Below are 15,868 nucleotides of genomic sequence, written 5' to 3' on the forward strand. Positions count from 1 at the left end.
CTGCTGTTCCCTTGCCCGAAATGCCCTCTAGAATACCGTCATCATCCAGGGAGAGGAACGAGCACCCCATGCAGCAGGAAGAGGTCACGGAATTCGGCATTGATGATGCGCGGCGGGTGCTGGCCGAGGTCTTCGCCCCCTGGGTGCTCGATCTCAATCTCTCGATCGAGGGCTTTGATGCTGCGCCGCCGCAGGAGGCCGGCGCCGATTGGCAGCCTGGCGCGCTCTTGCGCATGCCGTTCTCCGAGCGGCTGTGCCGCAACGGCGGCGTCGTCTGCGGCCAGGCACTGATGGCGTTCGCGGATACCTCGATGGTGATTGCCAACCTCGCCGCCAACCGCAGCTATCGGCCGATGACCACCGTCGACCAGACCACGCATTTCATGCGCGCGGTCAGTGCCGCCGACGTGCTGGCGGACGCCCGCGTCGTCCGCCTCGGCCGCACCATGAGTTTCGGCCGCGTCACGCTGCTCTCCGCCACCGACAACAAGCCGGTGGCGATGGTGTCGAGCGCGTTTGCAATGCTGTGACCGCACAGCATTGCTTAGCGAGCATCGCTCCGGCGACGCCAGCGCCACGCCCCAGCCGCCATGAGCGCAACAACGAGCCCCGCCGAAATCGCACCGCCAAGGAAGCGTCCGCCCGGCCGGTCGATCGTGCGCGACCACAGCGATGGCGCTTCGCCCTGCCGCGGCAAACGGAAAGCCACTACGCTGTCGCCGATCGTGGTGCCCGCTTCCGAATGGCCGCCGGCGCTGATCACGACATATTGCTCGCCCCTCCACAGATAGGTCATGGGATTGGCAACGCCTGGCACCGGCAGCCGGCCCTGCCACAACTCCCGGCCGGTTTTGGCATCGAACGCGCGCAGATAAGCATCCATCGCGCCGGTGAAGACGAGCCCACCCGCGGTGACCACGACGCCATTCACCAGCGGCATGCCCCAGGGGCGTGCAATGCCGAGCGGCGCGCGATCCTCCGTCGTGCCGACCGTCGAACGCCAGAGAATCTTGCCGGCCCTGAGGTCAACCGCGACCATCTCGCCCCAGGGTGGCTTGTTGCACAGCAATCCGAGCGGCGACATCACCACTGCGCGCGACATCGCGAAAGGCGCGCCCTCCTGCCGGCCGAAATCATGGCCGGGCGGCGGATTGAAGCCAATCGCCTGCTCGCGCGGGATCAGCTTCACCAGATGCACGGCACGGCTGACATTGGCGTAGAGGATCTGATGGACCGGATCGAACGCGACGCCGCCCCAGTTCACGCCGCCGCCGGTGAATGGAAACAACAGCGTGCCTTGCGTCGATGGCGGCGTGTACAGGCCCTCGCTGCGCGCGCTTGCAAATTGCTCCTTGCAGGTGGAGCGGCCGAGCAGCGGAAACGGATCGAACGCGTCGTCGACCGAGATCTTCTGTGGCACCAGCGTCGGCACATGGGTCGGGAATGGCTGCGTCGGCGAAGGCCTCTCGCCCTCCGCCGCGCCTTGCGGCACCGCGCGCTCCTCGACCGGCCACACCGGCCTGCCGCTGTTACGGTCGAGCACGAAGAGGAAGCCCTGCTTGGTCGGCTGGATCACGACATCGCGCATCGCTTCGCTGACATCGATCCGCGCCAGCGTCGGCTGCGCCGGCAGGTCGTAGTCCCATAGATCGTGATGCACGGTCTGGAACGACCACACCAGTTCACCCGTCTCGATCCGCAGCGCGACGACCGAGTTGGCATGCTCGTTGTTGCCCGAACGCTTGCCGCCCCAGAAATCCGGGCTCGGCGATGTCGTCGGCAGGAACAGCAGGCCGCGCGCTTCATCCACCGACATCGGCGCCCAAACATTGGCGTGGCCCGCCTCGATGCCGTCATGCCGCAGCGGATCGAAATTCCAGCGCGGTGCTCCGCTGCGCGCATCGAAGGCGCGCACCACGCCGCGCGGTGCGTCGACGCGGCGGTTGTCGCCGATCGCAGAGCCGACCACGATCGCGCCGCGGCCAACCACCGGCGGCGAGGTCACCTGAAATTCGCCCGGCCATTCCAGCGTCATGCCGATATCGAGCCTGACCTCGCCGGCATTGCCGAAACCGGTGCAACGAATCCCGCTCTTGGCATCGAGTGCGATCAGACGGGCATCGTTGGTGCCCATGAATATCCGCGATCGGCAAACGGCCCCCGCAGGCGCATTGTCGTCGACCCAATAGGCGACGCCGCGGCAGACATAGCGGTTGGCGGGACGCTGGCGGGTGCTGATACCGGGATCGTAGCGCCACTTCTGCGCGCCGGTCCCGGGATCGAGCGCGATCACCTCGTTGAACGGCGAGCAGAACACCAGGCTGTCTTCGACGAACAGCGGCGTCGCCTGGAATTTCGTCCGCCGCATCACCTCCGGCGCGCGGCGGTCGAGATCGCCGGTCCGGAATTCCCAGGCGCGGATCAGGTTGGCGACATTGTCAGGCGTGATCTCTTTGAGCGGCGAGAAGCGCGATCCGCCGCGATCGCCACCCCAATGCTCCCATGCAAGGGCCGGCGTCGCGACACACAACACGGCAAGCAGGCGGACGAGATGGCGCATGGCGTCCCGCTGAAGATGCGGTCATGGACTGCTGCATCTTCCCCGGATGATTTACGCCATTACCTGGTCAGTATCCACTCCTGCGACCGCTCCAGCCATCGCCGCCGCGGCCGCCATAGCCACCATAGCCGCCGGGCCGGCCATAGCCACCGCCGACGCCGATCCCGATTCCGATCGAGACCGGCGGTCCGGCGGGTTCGTAGACGACGCGCGGCGGCGGACGGCGCACGACCACGACGTCCTCCTCCTCGACGAAGCGGCGCGGCGGCGTGCTGGCGCGCTTGGGCGGCGCCGGCTCGGCGCGCTTCCTGGCCGGCGTATCAACCCTCTTGATCGGCGCCGGTTGCGACGGCGCGTTGCAGGGACAGGTCAGCGCGGCGTTGGTCGCGGGCACGCTGACGGGCGCTGCGAGAGCCAGCGCCATGTTCGGGCGGTTGCGCTGCCGCTCCTCCAATTTGCGCGCGGTCGCGGTGAGATCGCTGTCCGGATATTGCGCGAGGAACGCGCGATAACCGGCCGCGGTGTTGATCAGGACGGCCTTGTTCCAGGCCACCATGCGGCGATGGCGATCGAGCCAATCACGCGCCTGCAGCCCGCGCGGCGTCGAGGCATAGAGCGCAGCAAAGGCTTCATAGGCCTCGTCGGTGCCGTCGGCGACGATGATCTCATTGGCCGTGTCGACCGGCTTGCCCTGCAAATCGCGCTTCCACTCCTCGACCGTGCGCTTGGCCGATGCGAGTTTCGGCGCGGCAGTGTTGGTGCCGGCGGCATCAGCTACGAAGCGGAAATCTTCGGTCAACGACGAACTGTCCCACGGCGTCTGCCGGCCAGCCGTCGCCTTGTTCACCGCGACACGAACGCGCTTGAGGGTCTCCTCGATCGGCGCCGGCTCTTTCGCTGCCGCGAGCAGCGCCGTCGTGTAGGGACTGTTGCTGCCGTCGCCGTCTTCGGCTTCCGCACCAGGCGAGGTCGAGAACGACACGAAGGTGCCGGGCGCGCCGGTCTTGGCGTCGACAATCGCAAGTCCCTGGCCGGCGCTCTTGAGCTGCGGGAATGGATTGTTGCGGCACGCATCGAGCAGAAGGATGCGCATCTTGCTCGGCACCGAATTCAGCGTGTTCAGGACATCATTGAGGCGCACCGCCTGGATCGGAATGTCGGCCTCGCGCTTCGGATCGACGTCGGTCGGAACGAGGAAATTCTCGCCATCGACCTGCAGGCCGTGTCCGGCATAGAACACCAGCGCCACCGTGTCGGCGCCCTTCGCCGCGACGTCGCCGGCGAATTCGCTGACTTTGGCCCGCAATTCATTCTGCGAGAGGTCGGACGCCGATAGCACCTGGAAGCCCGAATCGGTGAGAAGTTGCGTCATCGCCTTGGCGTCATTGGCCGGGTTGGGCAGCACCGGCACTGATTTGTAGGCGGATTGTCCGATCACCAGCGCTAGCCGGTTCTCGGCCAAAGCGGGACAGGCGCCGAGCAGCACGGCAGCGGAAACAAGCAGTCTGGCGAGCGAGCGGCGCGACATCGAACGATCTCCGGCAATGCGATGGCTTGCCGGATTGGTCGTGAGGTTTGACGGCAAGGTTCATGCGCCGGCTCACGTGTCGCACGCCCCCATCGACATTGTCGCATTATTCGACGATGGATTGCCGTCAGATCACTTCGATTTCTTCGCAGGCTCCGTCGGCCGCGCCACGCCCCAGGGATCGTATTTCTCCTTGGGCTCGGGGATGCGTTCGAGCGCGGCCTTGTAAGCCTTCTCGTCGACCTTCGGCTTGCTGTCCTGCTTGCTTCCGGCCGCGTCGCCGCGATGCCGCTTGCCGCCCATCTGGGCATGGGCTGGCATCGCCATCAGCGCCAATACCGCCGCGGCGACCGTTAACTTGCGCATTGTTACTCTCTCCCTGCCACTCCGCCCCGGTATCTTCATACTGGAAAACGGCAGCATGGCGTGCCCCGGACCAATTCAGCAATAGTTGATCGATAGCGCGCCATTCGGGGGCAGCCAAGTTTATTCGCGCAGGGTAAGTACCTCGAATGGGGTGGGACAACGCTCGCATTACATTGCTGTTAGGTTTGGCGGCTACGCTGGCCGGTTGCGGCTTCGTGGATAGCCGCTCGCCGCTGCCAATGCCGGCGTTCTTGCGCGCCAGGGAGGCCGAGCCGCCGCCGCTTGAAGCGCCGCCCGATATCAAGCGGCTGGTCAGCGAAAAACTGGACTCGGTGTTCGTATCGACGTCGCGTCCCGCCAATGTTCGTGTCTCGCAGCCGCTGCACGACCTGCGCGGACTGGGATGGACCGCCTGCGTGCGCGCTGAACTGACATCGGTGATGGGCCAGCCCTTGGGCACGCAGACCTATCGCGTCTTCATCAATGAAGGCGCCATCGCCGACCGCCGCCGGATCGACAGCGACGATACTTGCGCGACGGAGAATTACGAGCCGATCTGATCTCTGTTCGCCGACGACTGAATTGTTCCACCTCGGTACAAGCGCGCGCGCAACGGAACCGATCGCGCCAAGCCAGTTCCTTCGGAACGAAACCCTCCGCGCAGCTTTGTCAGCCGAGAGGGCAGTATCTTATGCGGAGGCGGAACCATGAAGACATTTGCAATCGCTTTGCTGGCCGGCGTCGGCGCGTTGTCTGTCGGCAGCGCTGCCAAGGCCACCGACATCTATAGCACCACGGAGTACAGCAACCCTGAACTCGTGCAGCATGTGCGCATGGTATGTGACGATGACGGGAACTGCTATCGCACCCGCGGCGGCAGGCGCGTGATCGTCCGCGATTCCTACAACTACATGCCGCGCGAGCGTTACATCGAGCGCCGCGAATATCGCGACCGCGATTACTACGATGGCGGCCCGCGCGCGGGGGTCGGCATTCGTACGCCCGGCGGGACCGTGGGTATCGGCGTCGGTGACGATCGCTGGTAAGCACTGAACAAGACAAAAGGGGCCGCCGAACGCATTTCGGCGGCCCCTTTTTGGTGAACGATCCGTTAACAGTACCGCTTAAATTGCAGCGCCGAACCAACCGTATTTTGCATTTCTTCCGCTAGCTTTCCGGTAAGCGCGATTACGAGGGGCGACGTTGACAGTCCCTCCATCGCTCACGCACGGGGAAGCGGGGAAAGTGGCCGAGATCGCCGACAAAGCGGTTATTGATCGCGCATCGACCGACGATGCCATGCCTGCGCACGCGCCGGCGAGCGGCAGTCCCGCGCTCGCGCCGCTTGCCGATATTCCCATGAGCCAATGGCGCGCGCTCGCCGAGCACGTGGCCGAGCCGAATGCCTACTACCTGCCGGGTTGGGTCTTGGCGGTGAGCGCCTCCGCTCGCGGCCGCACAGGCGCGCTCGCGCTCAGCGCCTTCAGCGATGCTCCGCTCGCCTATGACGGACCGGCGCGGATGATCGGGCTGTTGCCGGTCGTCTCGCTGTGGCGCGCTTATAAAATCCCCCTGCCCGCGCTGGTGAGCGCACAGCCCTATGGCACGCTGTGCACGCCGCCGCTCGATGGCGACGTCGCTGAGGCAGCAGCCGAGCGGCTGATGCAGGAAGCGCGCAAGGCTGGTGCGCATGCGCTGATCCTGCGTGACGTGTCGCTGGACGGCAAAGCGATGCGGGCCTTCACCGAAGTGCTGCGGCTGAACGGCATGCGTCCGCGCCTGATGCAGTCATGCCTTCGCGCCTACCTCGACGCGACGCGCAATGCGGACGAACTGTTGCTCGAAGCACTCGGAACCAAGAAGCTGAAGGAGCTGCGCCGGCTGCGTCATCGTCTCGACGAACACGGCGCGGTGCATTTCGAGGTGGCGCGCTCGCCCGATGACGTTGCAGCCGCGCTCGAAACCTTCCTCATCCTCGAAGCCAGCGGCTGGAAAGGCAAGCGCGGCACCGCGCTCGTCCAGCACGATGGCGACGCCACCTTCATCCGCCGCGGCACGGTGGCGCTTGCCGAAACCGGCCAATGCGAGATCGTAACGCTCCGCGCCGGCGACACCGCGGTCGCAGCCGCGATCGTGCTGCGGCACCAGGAGCGCGCGTTCTATTTCAAGCTCGGCGTCGATGAGCGCTTTGCCAAATATTCGCCGGGCGTGCAGTTGACGCTCGATCTCACCCGCCATCTCTGTGGCGATCCGGCGATCCGCTCGGCGGATTCAACCGCGGCGCCCGACCATCCCATGATCAACCCGATCTGGCGCGGGCGCCTTGGCATCGGCGACGTCCTGATCCCGCTGCGGCGACACGATCCGCTCGTGCCAATGATCCATACCGCCCTGGCTGTGCACCGTTTTGCGGAGGAAGCCGCACGTAGCGGTGTTCGGTTCATCAGAAATCGCGGCAAGTCCCATTAGCAATCGTAGCCCGGGTGAAGCGCAGCGTAACCCGGGGCCGCTCGCCCTCGTGAAGCAGCCGTCCCGGGTTGCGCTGCGCTCCACCCGGGCTGCGGGTCACGGCATTCGTCCCGTAACTCATTGCAACGGCGAGTGTGGCGCGGGCAGCATGATGGTCGAGTGCATCTCGTCGAGCAGCGGGCCGCCTTTGCGGAGAAATTCCTGCCATGCCGGATCTTTCAAGGCGTTCGCGCGGGCTTCAACACGCGCATTGAGGCTGGGATAAGCCCAGATGTGGCAGACTTCGTTCGGCTGGCCTGCCTCGGTCTGCCAGAGGCCGACGATCTTGGAATATTTTTCGCGAGCCGGGAGCGCCTCCATGAGCGCTTCGAGCCATAGTTTGATCGCGCCGCCCGGCCTGGCGCGATAGTTGCGGAATTCATAGATGTTGCCCGTCGATGCCGGAGCAACCGGTGGCTTCACCGCGTTGAGCAGGCGGATATCCTGACGCTGCAGCAGCGGGCGGATCAGCGGAACATACTCGCCGGTCCAGCGCGGATTTTTGGCGAGTTCGCCGCGCAGCCTGCTCCGCTCGTCAAAATCCTTATAGCTCCACAGGTGCATGACCTGATTGAGTGGACCGATCTCGGTCGTCCAATAGCCTTCGAGCTTGCCGTAGTCATCCTTGCGGATGTCGCGCGACACGGTGCTCGCTGCTTTCACCACCTCGCCGAGGGTCCCGGGCTTCACCGTGTAGGTCCGGAGCTCATAGAGCATGACGTTCTCCCAATTTTCTTTTGATGTTTTTTGGTTCGTAGCCCGGGTGAAGCGCAGCGTAACCCGGGACTCTCGAAGACGCTGATGGAGGTGTCCCGGGTTGCGCTACGCTCCACCCGGGCTACGGGCGCTACTCCGCCGCCTCGGCGTTGATCTCGGCCGATACCTGGCGGATGGCGCGGGCGAGTTGCTCGGCCGGCTGCGCGCCGGAAACCGCGTATTTCTGTGCGAACACGAAGGTCGGCACGCCGGAGATGCCCTTGTCGGACGCCTCCTGTGCCTGCGACGAGATCAGCGCGACATCTTCGTCGGTTGCGAGGCGCCTGCGCACGTCGTCGGCATTGAGCCCGACATCCGCCGCTGCCTGCACCAGCACGTCGATGTCGGTGAGGTCGCCCCCGTCGCGGAAGTAAAGCTCCATCAGCCGCTGCTTCATCTCGGCGGCCTTGCCCTTGGCCTCCGCCCAATGGATCAGCCGATGGCAATCGATGGTGTTGGGCTGGCGCTTGACGAGATCCGGGTGATAGGTCAGCCCCTCCTCGCCCGCGGCGGCGACAACGCGCCCGGCGATGCCCTTGTAGGCCTCGACCGAGCCGAACTTCGCGGTGAGATATTCGTCGCGGCTGATGCCCTCGCGCGGCACCCAGGCGTTGAGGAAGAACGGGCGCCAGCGCACTTCAACCGGCACATCCGGCACCAGCTTGAGTGCATTCTCGATCCGCCGCTTGCCGATATAGCACCAGGGGCAGACGACGTCGGAAACGATGTCGAGGCGAAGCGGCTTCAGGGTGCTCATCGGGCGTTCCTCCGCTGGAAAGACGCAGAGATAAGCCGCGAAGGGAACCCCGACAACCCGCTATTTCATGGCGTCAGCCATCTGCTTCAGGCGCTCGGCGGTCAGGTCGTCGGCGGGAAAGAAGGTTTCCAATGCCAGTTCCGACAGCGTGATATCGACCGGCGTGCCGAATACCATGGTGGTGGAGAAGAAGCTCAACACCCCGCCATCGTGGCGCAGCTTGAGCGGGATCGCGACATTGTCCGGCGGCAGCGGCCCTGAGCGTGCCGGGATCGGATAGCTCTTCAGGTCCTGATAAAGCCTCAGCAATTCCGGATCGGCCGTTGCCTCGCATTGCCGGTGCAGCCGCTCCAAAAGGTGCCCGGTCCATTCGGCGAGATTGACCGTGCGCGCCGCGAGCCCCTCGGGATGAAAGGCAAGCCTGAGGATGTTGAAGGGCTGGCCGAGCAGCCGCTGCGGAATGCCCTCGAGCAGCGGCGCCACCATGCGGTTGGCGGTGACCAGATTCCAGTGGCGGTCATAGGCCAGCGCGGGGTTCGGCTCATGCGCCTTCAACATCAGATCGATCGCCTGCCGCGCGGATTTCAGCGCGGGATCATCGAGCGAGCGCTGCGGGAAGGCAGGCGCGAAACCGGCCGCGACCAAGAGCACGTTGCGTTCACGCAAGGGCACCTCCAGCCGTTCGGCCAGCTTCAGCACCATCTCGCGCGACGGCGCGGCGCGGCCGGTTTCCACGAAGCTCAAATGGCGCGCCGAAATATCCGCCTCGATCGCGAGATCGAGCTGGCTGAGATGACGGCGCTGCCGCCATTCGCGCAAGTGCTCGCCGACATGAATCGGCCTGGTTGGTTCGGCCCGCGCCGTGGATGCATGTGCGTTCATGCACGAAAAACTACCACGCGGCCTTCGGCCATTCCATTACGTCCGAGGTAATCGAAAGCTCCTACGTGCGAGGTAATCGAAAAGGCGCGCGGACCGGATCATCTTCGAAGGGCACGAGGAGATGACCATGAGACCCGACCCGAGCCCCTTCCCGTCCGCCGCCGACATCATTGCATGGCTGCTCAATCTGGCGACATCGCTGATCGCGCGCTCGCTGCAGCTACCGGAACCGCTGGTCTACTCGACGGGCGTCTACGTCGTCGCGCAGGTGCAGGCCGCCGAGACCAGGGCGGCGAAGCGGCTCTGTCCATTGCGCCTCATGCGTCAGCTCCGCCGGTTATTTCGCTGAATCATCAACCAGGCTGCAAGCTTTCACCAACCGGCTCCAAAAAGAACGGCCGCCCTAAGCGTTCACAGCGTCCGCTCTCTCTGGCGTTAGAGCTCAGGCGCTAGCGTCTTCGCCGCGCCGAAACCGCTCGCCCTTGCCGAGCATCACGCCCTGCGCGCCAGCGATGCCGAGTTCGAGGCTGGCAGCGATCCGCTGCGCGCGTTCGATGAAATGCGCGGCCGCCTCCGGCGGACAAAGCTCCTGCGCGGTCTGTTCGAACAATTCGAGCCAGCGGTCGAAATGACCGGCGTCGACCGGCAGCGGCAGGTGTTTTGCCATCGGCGTGCCGTGATAGCGGCCGGTCATCAGCGCGACCGACGACCAGAACGCGCACATTTGCGACAGATGCGGCCCCCAATCCCGGATGCGTGCTTCGAACACCGGCCCAAGCACCGCATCGGCGCGGACCTTGGCGTAGAAGCCGTGCACGAGGTGCTCGATCATGGCCTCGGTGATGCCGGTCTTGGCGGCGATGTCGGCCGTGATCTGCTCGCGCCGCTCTGCCCCTGTCATGCCAGCTCTCCTCAAATAGGTATTCTAAATACCCATTTAGGATAGTATGGCAGGTTCGCAAAACCGGATTTTTGCGGGGCTCCCATGCGCCTCACTCTGTTCACCGATTTCGCCCTGCGCGCCCTGATGCGGCTTGCGGGCGAGCCGACGCGCTCGTTTGCGACCACGGAGATCGCGGCCGAATTCGGCATTTCGCGCAATCACCTGGCCAAGATCGTGCGGAACCTTGCGGATAGCGGCTTCATCACCACCCAGCGCGGGGTTGGCGGCGGTTTTGCGCTGGCGCGGCCGCCGCAGGCGATCACGCTCGGCGAGGTCGTGCGCGCGCTGGAGAACGACCAGGCGCTGGTCGAATGTTTTCGTGAGGATGGCGGCGCCTGCGTGCTGACGCCGCGCTGCCGCCTGAAGGAAAGACTGGCCGCGGCGCGCGAAGCCTTCTTGCGCGAGCTCGATGCAACGACGCTCGCCGAATGCGCCTATCCGGCGCGGCCAAAGGCGGTCAAGCCAATCTAGGCGTGTAGCGCCGTCGCTGAGCTCTTGCGCTTTCCGGCGACTACCTTCTTGCCGGCAGGCTTGGGGCGGCCCGAGCCGTTCAGATACTTACCGTTGGCCTTGCCGTTCTTCTTTTTCGCCTTTTCTTTGGCTTTGTCTTGAGCTTTGGCCTTTTCCTTGGCGACCTTCTCGGCCTTCCGCTTCGCCTTGCGCTCGGCTTTCTCCTTCAGCCTGAGCCGTTCCGCCCGCGCCTCGGCGCGCTTCTTCTTGCGTTTCTTCTCGCAGGAATCGCACTTGCAGCCGATCGGCTTCAGATAGGCTTTGAAATAATCGGTGCCGTAGTCGTAGTTGATCTCCTCGCCGGGCTCGATGTTCTTGATGGCGCGGATATAGATCTTGCGCTTGCGCGGCTTGACGTCGGATTCCGAATTCGGCTTGCAGGAATGATTGATATAGCGGGCGACGTTTTCGCGGATCGAGCCGTCGATGGTCCACCGGTTGGTGAGCTCGAACAGATATTTGTTCTCGATCTCGTCCTCTTCCTTCTTCTTGGAATCCAGGAGCGGCCCGAAATAGCGGATGATCCTGCTACCCTTCTTGATCGGCTTGGTGGCGAAAAGGCCGAGTCCGGTGCGGGAACGGCCGACGCGATAGGGTTTATTGGGCGATATCGAGGGCATGGTAATGTTGAATGAACGGACGCTTCGCACGAGCGACGGCTGTGCGGAGCCGCTCTTCTAGGACAATTCAGCGCCGCTGTCAGGTGTTTCGCGCTTGCCGTTGAAGCTTGCCCACAATGAACGCGTCTGAATAAAGCATGATCCGGTCAAGTGGGAAGCGGCTCTCCGAAAAGATCACGCTCAAACAAGGAGATGAGATCACTATCTCATCGCGGTTCCGCTATGAAGGCTCGCATGATGAAGCTTGTCATAATGCATGCGTAGTCGCCATCCTGCTGGCCGGCAGTCTTGACCATTCTCAAACGCCCAAACATTCAACAGCAGCTACACGTCGACGGCACCAAAAGACTGCCGCGCGGTGGGTAAACCAACCAATCTCAACCATTTTTAGTTGGCCGGTGGACGGAAGGCCGAACTGTGCAGCATCGCATCCAGCAGTGTCTCGGCCGATGTGCCCTCGGGCAGCCGCTTCAGGACGTCGGACAGGCGGCCGTCAAGCAGCAGCGTGGTGAAGCCGTGCACCAGCGACCAGGCACGCACGATCGCAGCAGCCTGGTCGAGCGACAGCTTCTGCTCCTCGATATGCTCGTGCCGGCTTTCGCCAACCGCACCGGCAAGGCCGCCGAAGGCGGCGCTTGCGGCCTCGTGCAGCGAGGGTCTGGACATGTCGAGCCGCTCGGTGCGGAACATCAGGCCGTACATGCCCGGATGCGCCTGCGCATAGGCGATATAGGCCTTTGCGCGCGCCAGCCCCTTCTCCGCAATGGTGGCGCCGCCTGCGACGGCGGTGCGCATCGCATCGTTGAACTGGCGGAAGCCGATAGCGGCGAGCTCGCTGAGCAGGCCGGTCAGGTCGCCGAAATGATGCGTCGGCGCGGCGTGCGAAACGCCGGCCTCGCGCGCCACCGCCCGTAACGTCAGCCCCGCCAGCCCGTCGCGCTCGAGCACGCGCTCGGCCGCCGTCAACAGCGCCTCGTGCAGCGCGCCATGATGATAGGGCGCCTCGCCCGACCGGCGCGGCCGGCGCGCCGGCCTCGCGGCCGCTTGTTTCGCCGTCTTCCGCGTTCTCGGCGGTGACGCCTTCGCCTTGTTTTCTCTCGACAATCTCGTCATGCGAATCCTTATAGGTGGCAATTTTGACACTGTAAAGATTTTGCTTGACGGTGGGCACCACCGCTTGTATCCATATCTTTACAACGTAAAGATCAATAATGGAGGGAGTGACGATGCTTGATCAGGCGATCGCTGAGACACCGCGGGCCAATTTGGCGCCGATCCCTTTTGAAGCGGATGCGCCGTTCCTGAAAATATCGGGCGAGCTGCCACGTGAGCTTAACGGCACGCTCTATCGGAACGGGCCCAATCCGCAATTCGAGTCCCCCGGCGCACATTGGTTCGTCGGCGACGGCATGCTGCACGCCTTCCACCTCGAGAACGGCCGCGCCAGCTATCGCAATCGCTGGGTGCGGACGCCGAAATGGCAGGCCGAGCATGACGCCGGCCGCGCATTGTTCGGCGGCTTCGGCCGCAAGCTTCCGGATGCGCCGCCGGCGACCACCACTGACGGCGGCGTCGCCAACACCAACATCATCTTCCATGCCGGCCGCTTGCTCGCGCTCGAGGAAGGCCATCTGCCGACCGAGATCGAGCCCGGCACACTGAAGCGAACAGGTTATTGCGATTATAACGGCGCCATCCAGGGCCCCTTCACCGCGCATCCCAAGATCGACCCGAAGACCGGCGAACTCGTGTTCTTCGGCTACAACGCGGCTGGCCCCCTGACCCCTGCTCTTTCCTTCGGCTCGGTCAATTCGTCCGGCGTGGTGACGCGCTTCGAGCGTTTTGAATCGCCCTATGCCAGCATGGTGCACGACTTCATCGTCACCGAGAACCATCTGCTGTTTCCGATCCTCCCGATCACCGGCAGCATGGAGCGCGCGATGCGCGGGCAAGCGCCGTATGCGTGGGAGCCGGACAAGGGCGCCTATGTCGGTGTGATGAAACGCAACGGCTCCGCGCAAGACATCACCTGGTTCCGCGCCGAGAGCTGCTACGTCTTCCACGTCGTGAACGCCTGGGAGGAAGGCAGCCGCATCATCGCCGACGTCATGCAGTTCGAGGAAGCGCCGCTGTTCAACCATCCGGACGGCTCGCCGACGGACCCGAAGAAGAACCGCGCGCGCTATTGCCGCTGGACCTTCGATCTCGCCGGCAATACCGACCGTTTCACGCAAACCTATCTCGACGACCTCACCGGCGAATTCCCGCGCATCGACGATCGCCGCGCGGGCTATGCCTTCGCCCATGGCTGGTACGCCTGCGCCAATCCTGCACTGCCGATGTTCGGCGCGCTCTCGGGCATCGTGCATGTCGATGGCACGGGCAAGCGCGTCGGCCAGTATCTGCTGCCCGTCGGCGACACCATCTCGGAGCCGGTGTCCGTCGAGCGCGGCAGCGATGCCGCCGAAGGCGATGGCTGGCTGCTCGCGGTGGTCTGGCGCGCCCGGGAAAATCGCAGCGACCTCGCCGTGTTCAACGCGCGCGACGTCCAGGCCGGCCCGATCGCACTGGTCCATCTCGCCCACCGCGTACCCGATGGCTTCCACGGCAATTGGGTCGGCGCCAATTGATGACCCCACGCCCGCTCCCCGTCAGCCCGGGCGTCGCAACGCGATGAACCCGGAATCTGGAGGTCGTGAGCTCGAGATTCCGGGTTCGCGCTATGCGCGTCCCGGAATGATACCCTCATAAAGATCTGAAATCATTGCGATTTACCAGCAACGCCTTCATTTTGACACTGTAAAGATTTTGCTTGACGATTTCTCGCAATACCTTTAGCTTATCTTTACATTGTCAAGATCAGCACAGAGCGCGGCCATGACGATTTTCCTCATCCTCGCCCCCTATGGTGCGTTCGCAGCCCTGCTGCTGATGACGTCGGCGACGGTCAGCCTGTTTGCCGCCGCCGCGGTTTGCCTCGCGGTCATCGCATCCGACGTGATGCGCGGCCTCTCGATCAAGATCCTCGGCGTCGGCTCGGTGATCACCTTCGCTGCAATCGGCCTCTATGTCGCCTTCGTCGATCAGCACCTCGGCACCGCGTCGGTGAGGTTCGCCGTCGACACTGGCATCTTCGTGGTTTCGCTCGGCTCGATCCTGGCCCGCCGTCCCTTCACGTTGCAATATGCGCGCGAAGTGGTCGACGCCAACACAGTGCAGCAACCCGGCTTCCTGCGCGTCAACTACGTCATCACCTGGGCCTGGACCATCGCGGCGCTGCTGATGATGGTCGGCAACATCGCCATCGTCTACATGCCGAGCCTGCCGCTGTGGAGCGGGCTTCTGATTGCGTTCGCCGCGCGTAACAGTGCCGTCTTCTTCACCAAGTGGTACCCGCATTACCGGATGACGAAATACGGTGCCCATCCGGTCAATGCGTTGCCCACTGCGAACTGAGGATCGCTGGAAGGACACCACGATGAAGGACGTCTTCGCAAGGCTCGCCTCCGATTTCTTCTCGACCATCGTGTTCCTGGCGGTCTATTTCGCCACCAACAACGTTCTGCTCGCGACGGGGATCGCGATTGCCGGCGCGGTCGCGCAGGTGGTGCATTCCCGCATCAAGGGCGAGACGCTCGGCTTCATGACCTGGGCGAGCCTGGCGCTGGTGATCGTGCTCGGCAGCGCCACCCTGCTCACCCACGATCCGCGCTTCGTGCTGGCAAAGCCGGCGATTGCGCATTTCGCGATCGGCGCGATCATGCTCAAGCGCGGCTGGATGCTGCGCTACATGCCGCCGATCGTGGTGCAGACCATTCCGGAATATGTCACCCTCGCCAGCTATGCCTGGGCGGCACTGATGTTCGCGATCGGCGCCGGCACCATCGCGGTGGCCGCGACCGGCGACATCAAGCTGTGGGCGACCTATGTGACGGTGGTAGCCGCCGGCTTGAAGATCGCCGCCTTCGCGATCCAATACGTCCTCTTCCGCATCATTGTGACGAGCCGCTTGCGCGCCGCCGCCCGCGCTTAATCATCGCAGGGCGGAAATACAGCGTTGGGCTTGCGCGCGCAGATAGGCTATACCCGCCGACCAAGCTTCACCATTGAACCTCGGGGAGACAGGCATGGCGGTGGACGGAAACTGGAATCTCACCATGAGCACGCCGATGGGCGATCGTCAGGCGACCCTGTCGCTGAAGAACTCGGGCGGCACGCTCACGGGCACGCAGGGCGCCGAAGGCAGCTCGGCCGAGATCTTCGACGGCACCGCCAACGGCGACGATGTCGCCTGGAAGGTTTCCATCACCAACCCGATGCCGCTCACGCTCGAATTCACCGGAAAGGTGACGGGCGACAGCATCGCCGGCGAAATGGGCATCGGCCCGATGGGCAGCTTCCCGTTCACGGGGACAAGGGCGTAAAGCGGCGCCATTAT

19 protein-coding genes are annotated in these 15,868 nt (G+C 64.1%); 10 read left to right on the top strand and 9 right to left on the bottom strand.

The window, feature by feature from the left end; translation table 11 throughout:
• The first annotated feature begins 68 nt into the window (after positions 1 to 68).
• Positions 69 to 530: a PaaI family thioesterase gene (locus ACZIRK_RS15630; RefSeq protein WP_028163515.1), complete on the top strand. Its 462-nt coding sequence runs from the start codon at positions 69 to 71 to the stop codon at positions 528 to 530.
• A 14-nt stretch (positions 531 to 544) separates the two neighbouring features.
• Here the strand turns inward: ACZIRK_RS15630 and ACZIRK_RS15635 are convergent, their stop codons facing one another.
• The 3 genes from ACZIRK_RS15635 to ACZIRK_RS15645 form a co-directional block, all read right to left on the bottom strand.
• Positions 545 to 2,560 (bottom strand): pyrroloquinoline quinone-dependent dehydrogenase, encoded by a 2,016-nt coding sequence (locus ACZIRK_RS15635; RefSeq protein ID WP_463327654.1) that lies wholly within the window; start codon positions 2,558 to 2,560, stop codon positions 545 to 547.
• 67 nt (positions 2,561 to 2,627) lie between these two features.
• Positions 2,628 to 4,088, bottom strand: a complete 1,461-nt coding sequence (locus ACZIRK_RS15640) for a caspase family protein (protein WP_463327655.1) — start codon at positions 4,086 to 4,088, stop codon at positions 2,628 to 2,630.
• Between the two features lie 132 nt (positions 4,089 to 4,220).
• The gene (locus tag ACZIRK_RS15645; RefSeq protein ID WP_130228473.1) at positions 4,221 to 4,454 is read right to left on the bottom strand and encodes a hypothetical protein; all 234 of its coding nucleotides are present in this window, start codon (positions 4,452 to 4,454) and stop codon (positions 4,221 to 4,223) included.
• A 215-nt stretch (positions 4,455 to 4,669) separates the two neighbouring features.
• On the opposite strand from ACZIRK_RS15645, the gene ACZIRK_RS15650 reads away from it, so the two are divergent.
• The 3 genes from ACZIRK_RS15650 (at position 4,670) to ACZIRK_RS15660 (ending at position 6,923) form a co-directional block, all read left to right on the top strand.
• Positions 4,670 to 5,014 (top strand): hypothetical protein, encoded by a 345-nt coding sequence (locus tag ACZIRK_RS15650; protein ID WP_456646080.1) that lies wholly within the window; start codon positions 4,670 to 4,672, stop codon positions 5,012 to 5,014.
• Positions 5,015 to 5,161: 147 nt separating this feature from the next.
• Positions 5,162 to 5,500 carry a hypothetical protein gene (locus ACZIRK_RS15655; protein ID WP_028163520.1) on the top strand — a complete coding sequence of 113 codons (339 nt, stop codon included), beginning with the start codon at positions 5,162 to 5,164 and terminating at the stop codon, positions 5,498 to 5,500.
• Between the two features lie 199 nt (positions 5,501 to 5,699).
• Positions 5,700 to 6,923, top strand: a complete 1,224-nt coding sequence (locus ACZIRK_RS15660) for a GNAT family N-acetyltransferase (RefSeq protein WP_463327656.1) — start codon at positions 5,700 to 5,702, stop codon at positions 6,921 to 6,923.
• 117 nt (positions 6,924 to 7,040) lie between these two features.
• On the opposite strand, the gene ACZIRK_RS15665 is transcribed toward ACZIRK_RS15660, so the two are convergent.
• The 3 genes from ACZIRK_RS15665 to ACZIRK_RS15675 all read right to left on the bottom strand — a co-directional run bounded on the left by ACZIRK_RS15665 (position 7,041) and on the right by ACZIRK_RS15675 (position 9,357).
• The gene (locus ACZIRK_RS15665; protein ID WP_463327657.1) at positions 7,041 to 7,679 is read right to left on the bottom strand and encodes an NIPSNAP family protein; all 639 of its coding nucleotides are present in this window, start codon (positions 7,677 to 7,679) and stop codon (positions 7,041 to 7,043) included.
• A 130-nt stretch (positions 7,680 to 7,809) separates the two neighbouring features.
• Positions 7,810 to 8,475, bottom strand: a complete 666-nt coding sequence (locus ACZIRK_RS15670; protein WP_463327658.1) for a DsbA family oxidoreductase — start codon at positions 8,473 to 8,475, stop codon at positions 7,810 to 7,812.
• Between the two features lie 60 nt (positions 8,476 to 8,535).
• On the bottom strand, positions 8,536 to 9,357 hold the full coding sequence (locus ACZIRK_RS15675; RefSeq protein ID WP_463327659.1) for a helix-turn-helix domain-containing protein: 822 nt from the start codon (positions 9,355 to 9,357) through the stop codon (positions 8,536 to 8,538).
• A gap of 127 nt (positions 9,358 to 9,484) precedes the next feature.
• Between ACZIRK_RS15675 and ACZIRK_RS15680 the strand changes: the two genes are divergently transcribed.
• Complete coding sequence (locus ACZIRK_RS15680; protein ID WP_409334853.1) at positions 9,485 to 9,706, top strand: hypothetical protein; 222 nt, start codon at positions 9,485 to 9,487, stop codon at positions 9,704 to 9,706.
• Positions 9,707 to 9,799: 93 nt separating this feature from the next.
• Here ACZIRK_RS15680 and ACZIRK_RS15685 read toward each other — a convergent pair whose 3' ends face one another.
• Positions 9,800 to 10,258 carry a group III truncated hemoglobin gene (locus tag ACZIRK_RS15685; RefSeq protein ID WP_463327660.1) on the bottom strand — a complete coding sequence of 153 codons (459 nt, stop codon included), beginning with the start codon at positions 10,256 to 10,258 and terminating at the stop codon, positions 9,800 to 9,802.
• 84 nt (positions 10,259 to 10,342) lie between these two features.
• Between ACZIRK_RS15685 and ACZIRK_RS15690 the strand changes: the two genes are divergently transcribed.
• The gene (locus tag ACZIRK_RS15690) at positions 10,343 to 10,771 is read left to right on the top strand and encodes an RrF2 family transcriptional regulator (RefSeq protein ID WP_463327661.1); all 429 of its coding nucleotides are present in this window, start codon (positions 10,343 to 10,345) and stop codon (positions 10,769 to 10,771) included.
• On the opposite strand, the gene ACZIRK_RS15695 is transcribed toward ACZIRK_RS15690, so the two are convergent.
• On the bottom strand, positions 10,768 to 11,430 hold the full coding sequence (locus ACZIRK_RS15695) for an SET domain-containing protein (RefSeq protein ID WP_028163528.1): 663 nt from the start codon (positions 11,428 to 11,430) through the stop codon (positions 10,768 to 10,770). The two genes, ACZIRK_RS15690 and ACZIRK_RS15695, sit on opposite strands and share 4 nt — an antisense overlap.
• A 387-nt stretch (positions 11,431 to 11,817) precedes the next feature.
• On the bottom strand, positions 11,818 to 12,543 hold the full coding sequence (locus ACZIRK_RS15700; RefSeq protein WP_463327662.1) for a TetR/AcrR family transcriptional regulator: 726 nt from the start codon (positions 12,541 to 12,543) through the stop codon (positions 11,818 to 11,820).
• Positions 12,544 to 12,656: 113 nt separating this feature from the next.
• On the opposite strand from ACZIRK_RS15700, the gene ACZIRK_RS15705 reads away from it, so the two are divergent.
• From ACZIRK_RS15705 to ACZIRK_RS15720, 4 genes are all read left to right on the top strand, one after another.
• Positions 12,657 to 14,060: a carotenoid oxygenase family protein gene (locus ACZIRK_RS15705; protein ID WP_463327663.1), complete on the top strand. Its 1,404-nt coding sequence runs from the start codon at positions 12,657 to 12,659 to the stop codon at positions 14,058 to 14,060.
• A gap of 247 nt (positions 14,061 to 14,307) precedes the next feature.
• On the top strand, positions 14,308 to 14,886 hold the full coding sequence (locus ACZIRK_RS15710) for a hypothetical protein (RefSeq protein WP_463327664.1): 579 nt from the start codon (positions 14,308 to 14,310) through the stop codon (positions 14,884 to 14,886).
• A gap of 22 nt (positions 14,887 to 14,908) precedes the next feature.
• Complete coding sequence (locus ACZIRK_RS15715; protein ID WP_463327665.1) at positions 14,909 to 15,463, top strand: inner membrane-spanning protein YciB; 555 nt, start codon at positions 14,909 to 14,911, stop codon at positions 15,461 to 15,463.
• A 94-nt stretch (positions 15,464 to 15,557) separates the two neighbouring features.
• Positions 15,558 to 15,854: a hypothetical protein gene (locus tag ACZIRK_RS15720; RefSeq protein ID WP_028163534.1), complete on the top strand. Its 297-nt coding sequence runs from the start codon at positions 15,558 to 15,560 to the stop codon at positions 15,852 to 15,854.
• Positions 15,855 to 15,868: the final 14 nt, after the last annotated feature.

The sequence above is a fragment of the Bradyrhizobium sp. Leo114 genome (assembly GCF_055229415.2).

Excerpts from the sequence above, each read along its gene's own strand:
- ACZIRK_RS15630 (WP_028163515.1), top strand. The coding sequence starts at position 69 with ATGCAGCAGGAAGAGGTCACGGAATTCGGCATTGATGATGCGCGGCGG.
- ACZIRK_RS15635 (WP_463327654.1), bottom strand. The coding sequence starts at position 2,560 with ATGCGCCATCTCGTCCGCCTGCTTGCCGTGTTGTGTGTCGCGACGCCG.
- ACZIRK_RS15640 (WP_463327655.1), bottom strand. The coding sequence starts at position 4,088 with ATGTCGCGCCGCTCGCTCGCCAGACTGCTTGTTTCCGCTGCCGTGCTG.
- ACZIRK_RS15645 (WP_130228473.1), bottom strand. The coding sequence starts at position 4,454 with ATGCGCAAGTTAACGGTCGCCGCGGCGGTATTGGCGCTGATGGCGATG.
- ACZIRK_RS15655 (WP_028163520.1), top strand. The coding sequence starts at position 5,162 with ATGAAGACATTTGCAATCGCTTTGCTGGCCGGCGTCGGCGCGTTGTCT.
- ACZIRK_RS15665 (WP_463327657.1), bottom strand. The coding sequence starts at position 7,679 with ATGCTCTATGAGCTCCGGACCTACACGGTGAAGCCCGGGACCCTCGGC.
- ACZIRK_RS15670 (WP_463327658.1), bottom strand. The coding sequence starts at position 8,475 with ATGAGCACCCTGAAGCCGCTTCGCCTCGACATCGTTTCCGACGTCGTC.
- ACZIRK_RS15675 (WP_463327659.1), bottom strand. The coding sequence starts at position 9,357 with ATGAACGCACATGCATCCACGGCGCGGGCCGAACCAACCAGGCCGATT.
- ACZIRK_RS15680 (WP_409334853.1), top strand. The coding sequence starts at position 9,485 with ATGAGACCCGACCCGAGCCCCTTCCCGTCCGCCGCCGACATCATTGCA.
- ACZIRK_RS15685 (WP_463327660.1), bottom strand. The coding sequence starts at position 10,258 with ATGACAGGGGCAGAGCGGCGCGAGCAGATCACGGCCGACATCGCCGCC.
- ACZIRK_RS15690 (WP_463327661.1), top strand. The coding sequence starts at position 10,343 with ATGCGCCTCACTCTGTTCACCGATTTCGCCCTGCGCGCCCTGATGCGG.
- ACZIRK_RS15695 (WP_028163528.1), bottom strand. The coding sequence starts at position 11,430 with ATGCCCTCGATATCGCCCAATAAACCCTATCGCGTCGGCCGTTCCCGC.
- ACZIRK_RS15700 (WP_463327662.1), bottom strand. The coding sequence starts at position 12,543 with ATGACGAGATTGTCGAGAGAAAACAAGGCGAAGGCGTCACCGCCGAGA.
- ACZIRK_RS15705 (WP_463327663.1), top strand. The coding sequence starts at position 12,657 with ATGCTTGATCAGGCGATCGCTGAGACACCGCGGGCCAATTTGGCGCCG.
- ACZIRK_RS15710 (WP_463327664.1), top strand. The coding sequence starts at position 14,308 with ATGACGATTTTCCTCATCCTCGCCCCCTATGGTGCGTTCGCAGCCCTG.
- ACZIRK_RS15715 (WP_463327665.1), top strand. The coding sequence starts at position 14,909 with ATGAAGGACGTCTTCGCAAGGCTCGCCTCCGATTTCTTCTCGACCATC.
- ACZIRK_RS15720 (WP_028163534.1), top strand. The coding sequence starts at position 15,558 with ATGGCGGTGGACGGAAACTGGAATCTCACCATGAGCACGCCGATGGGC.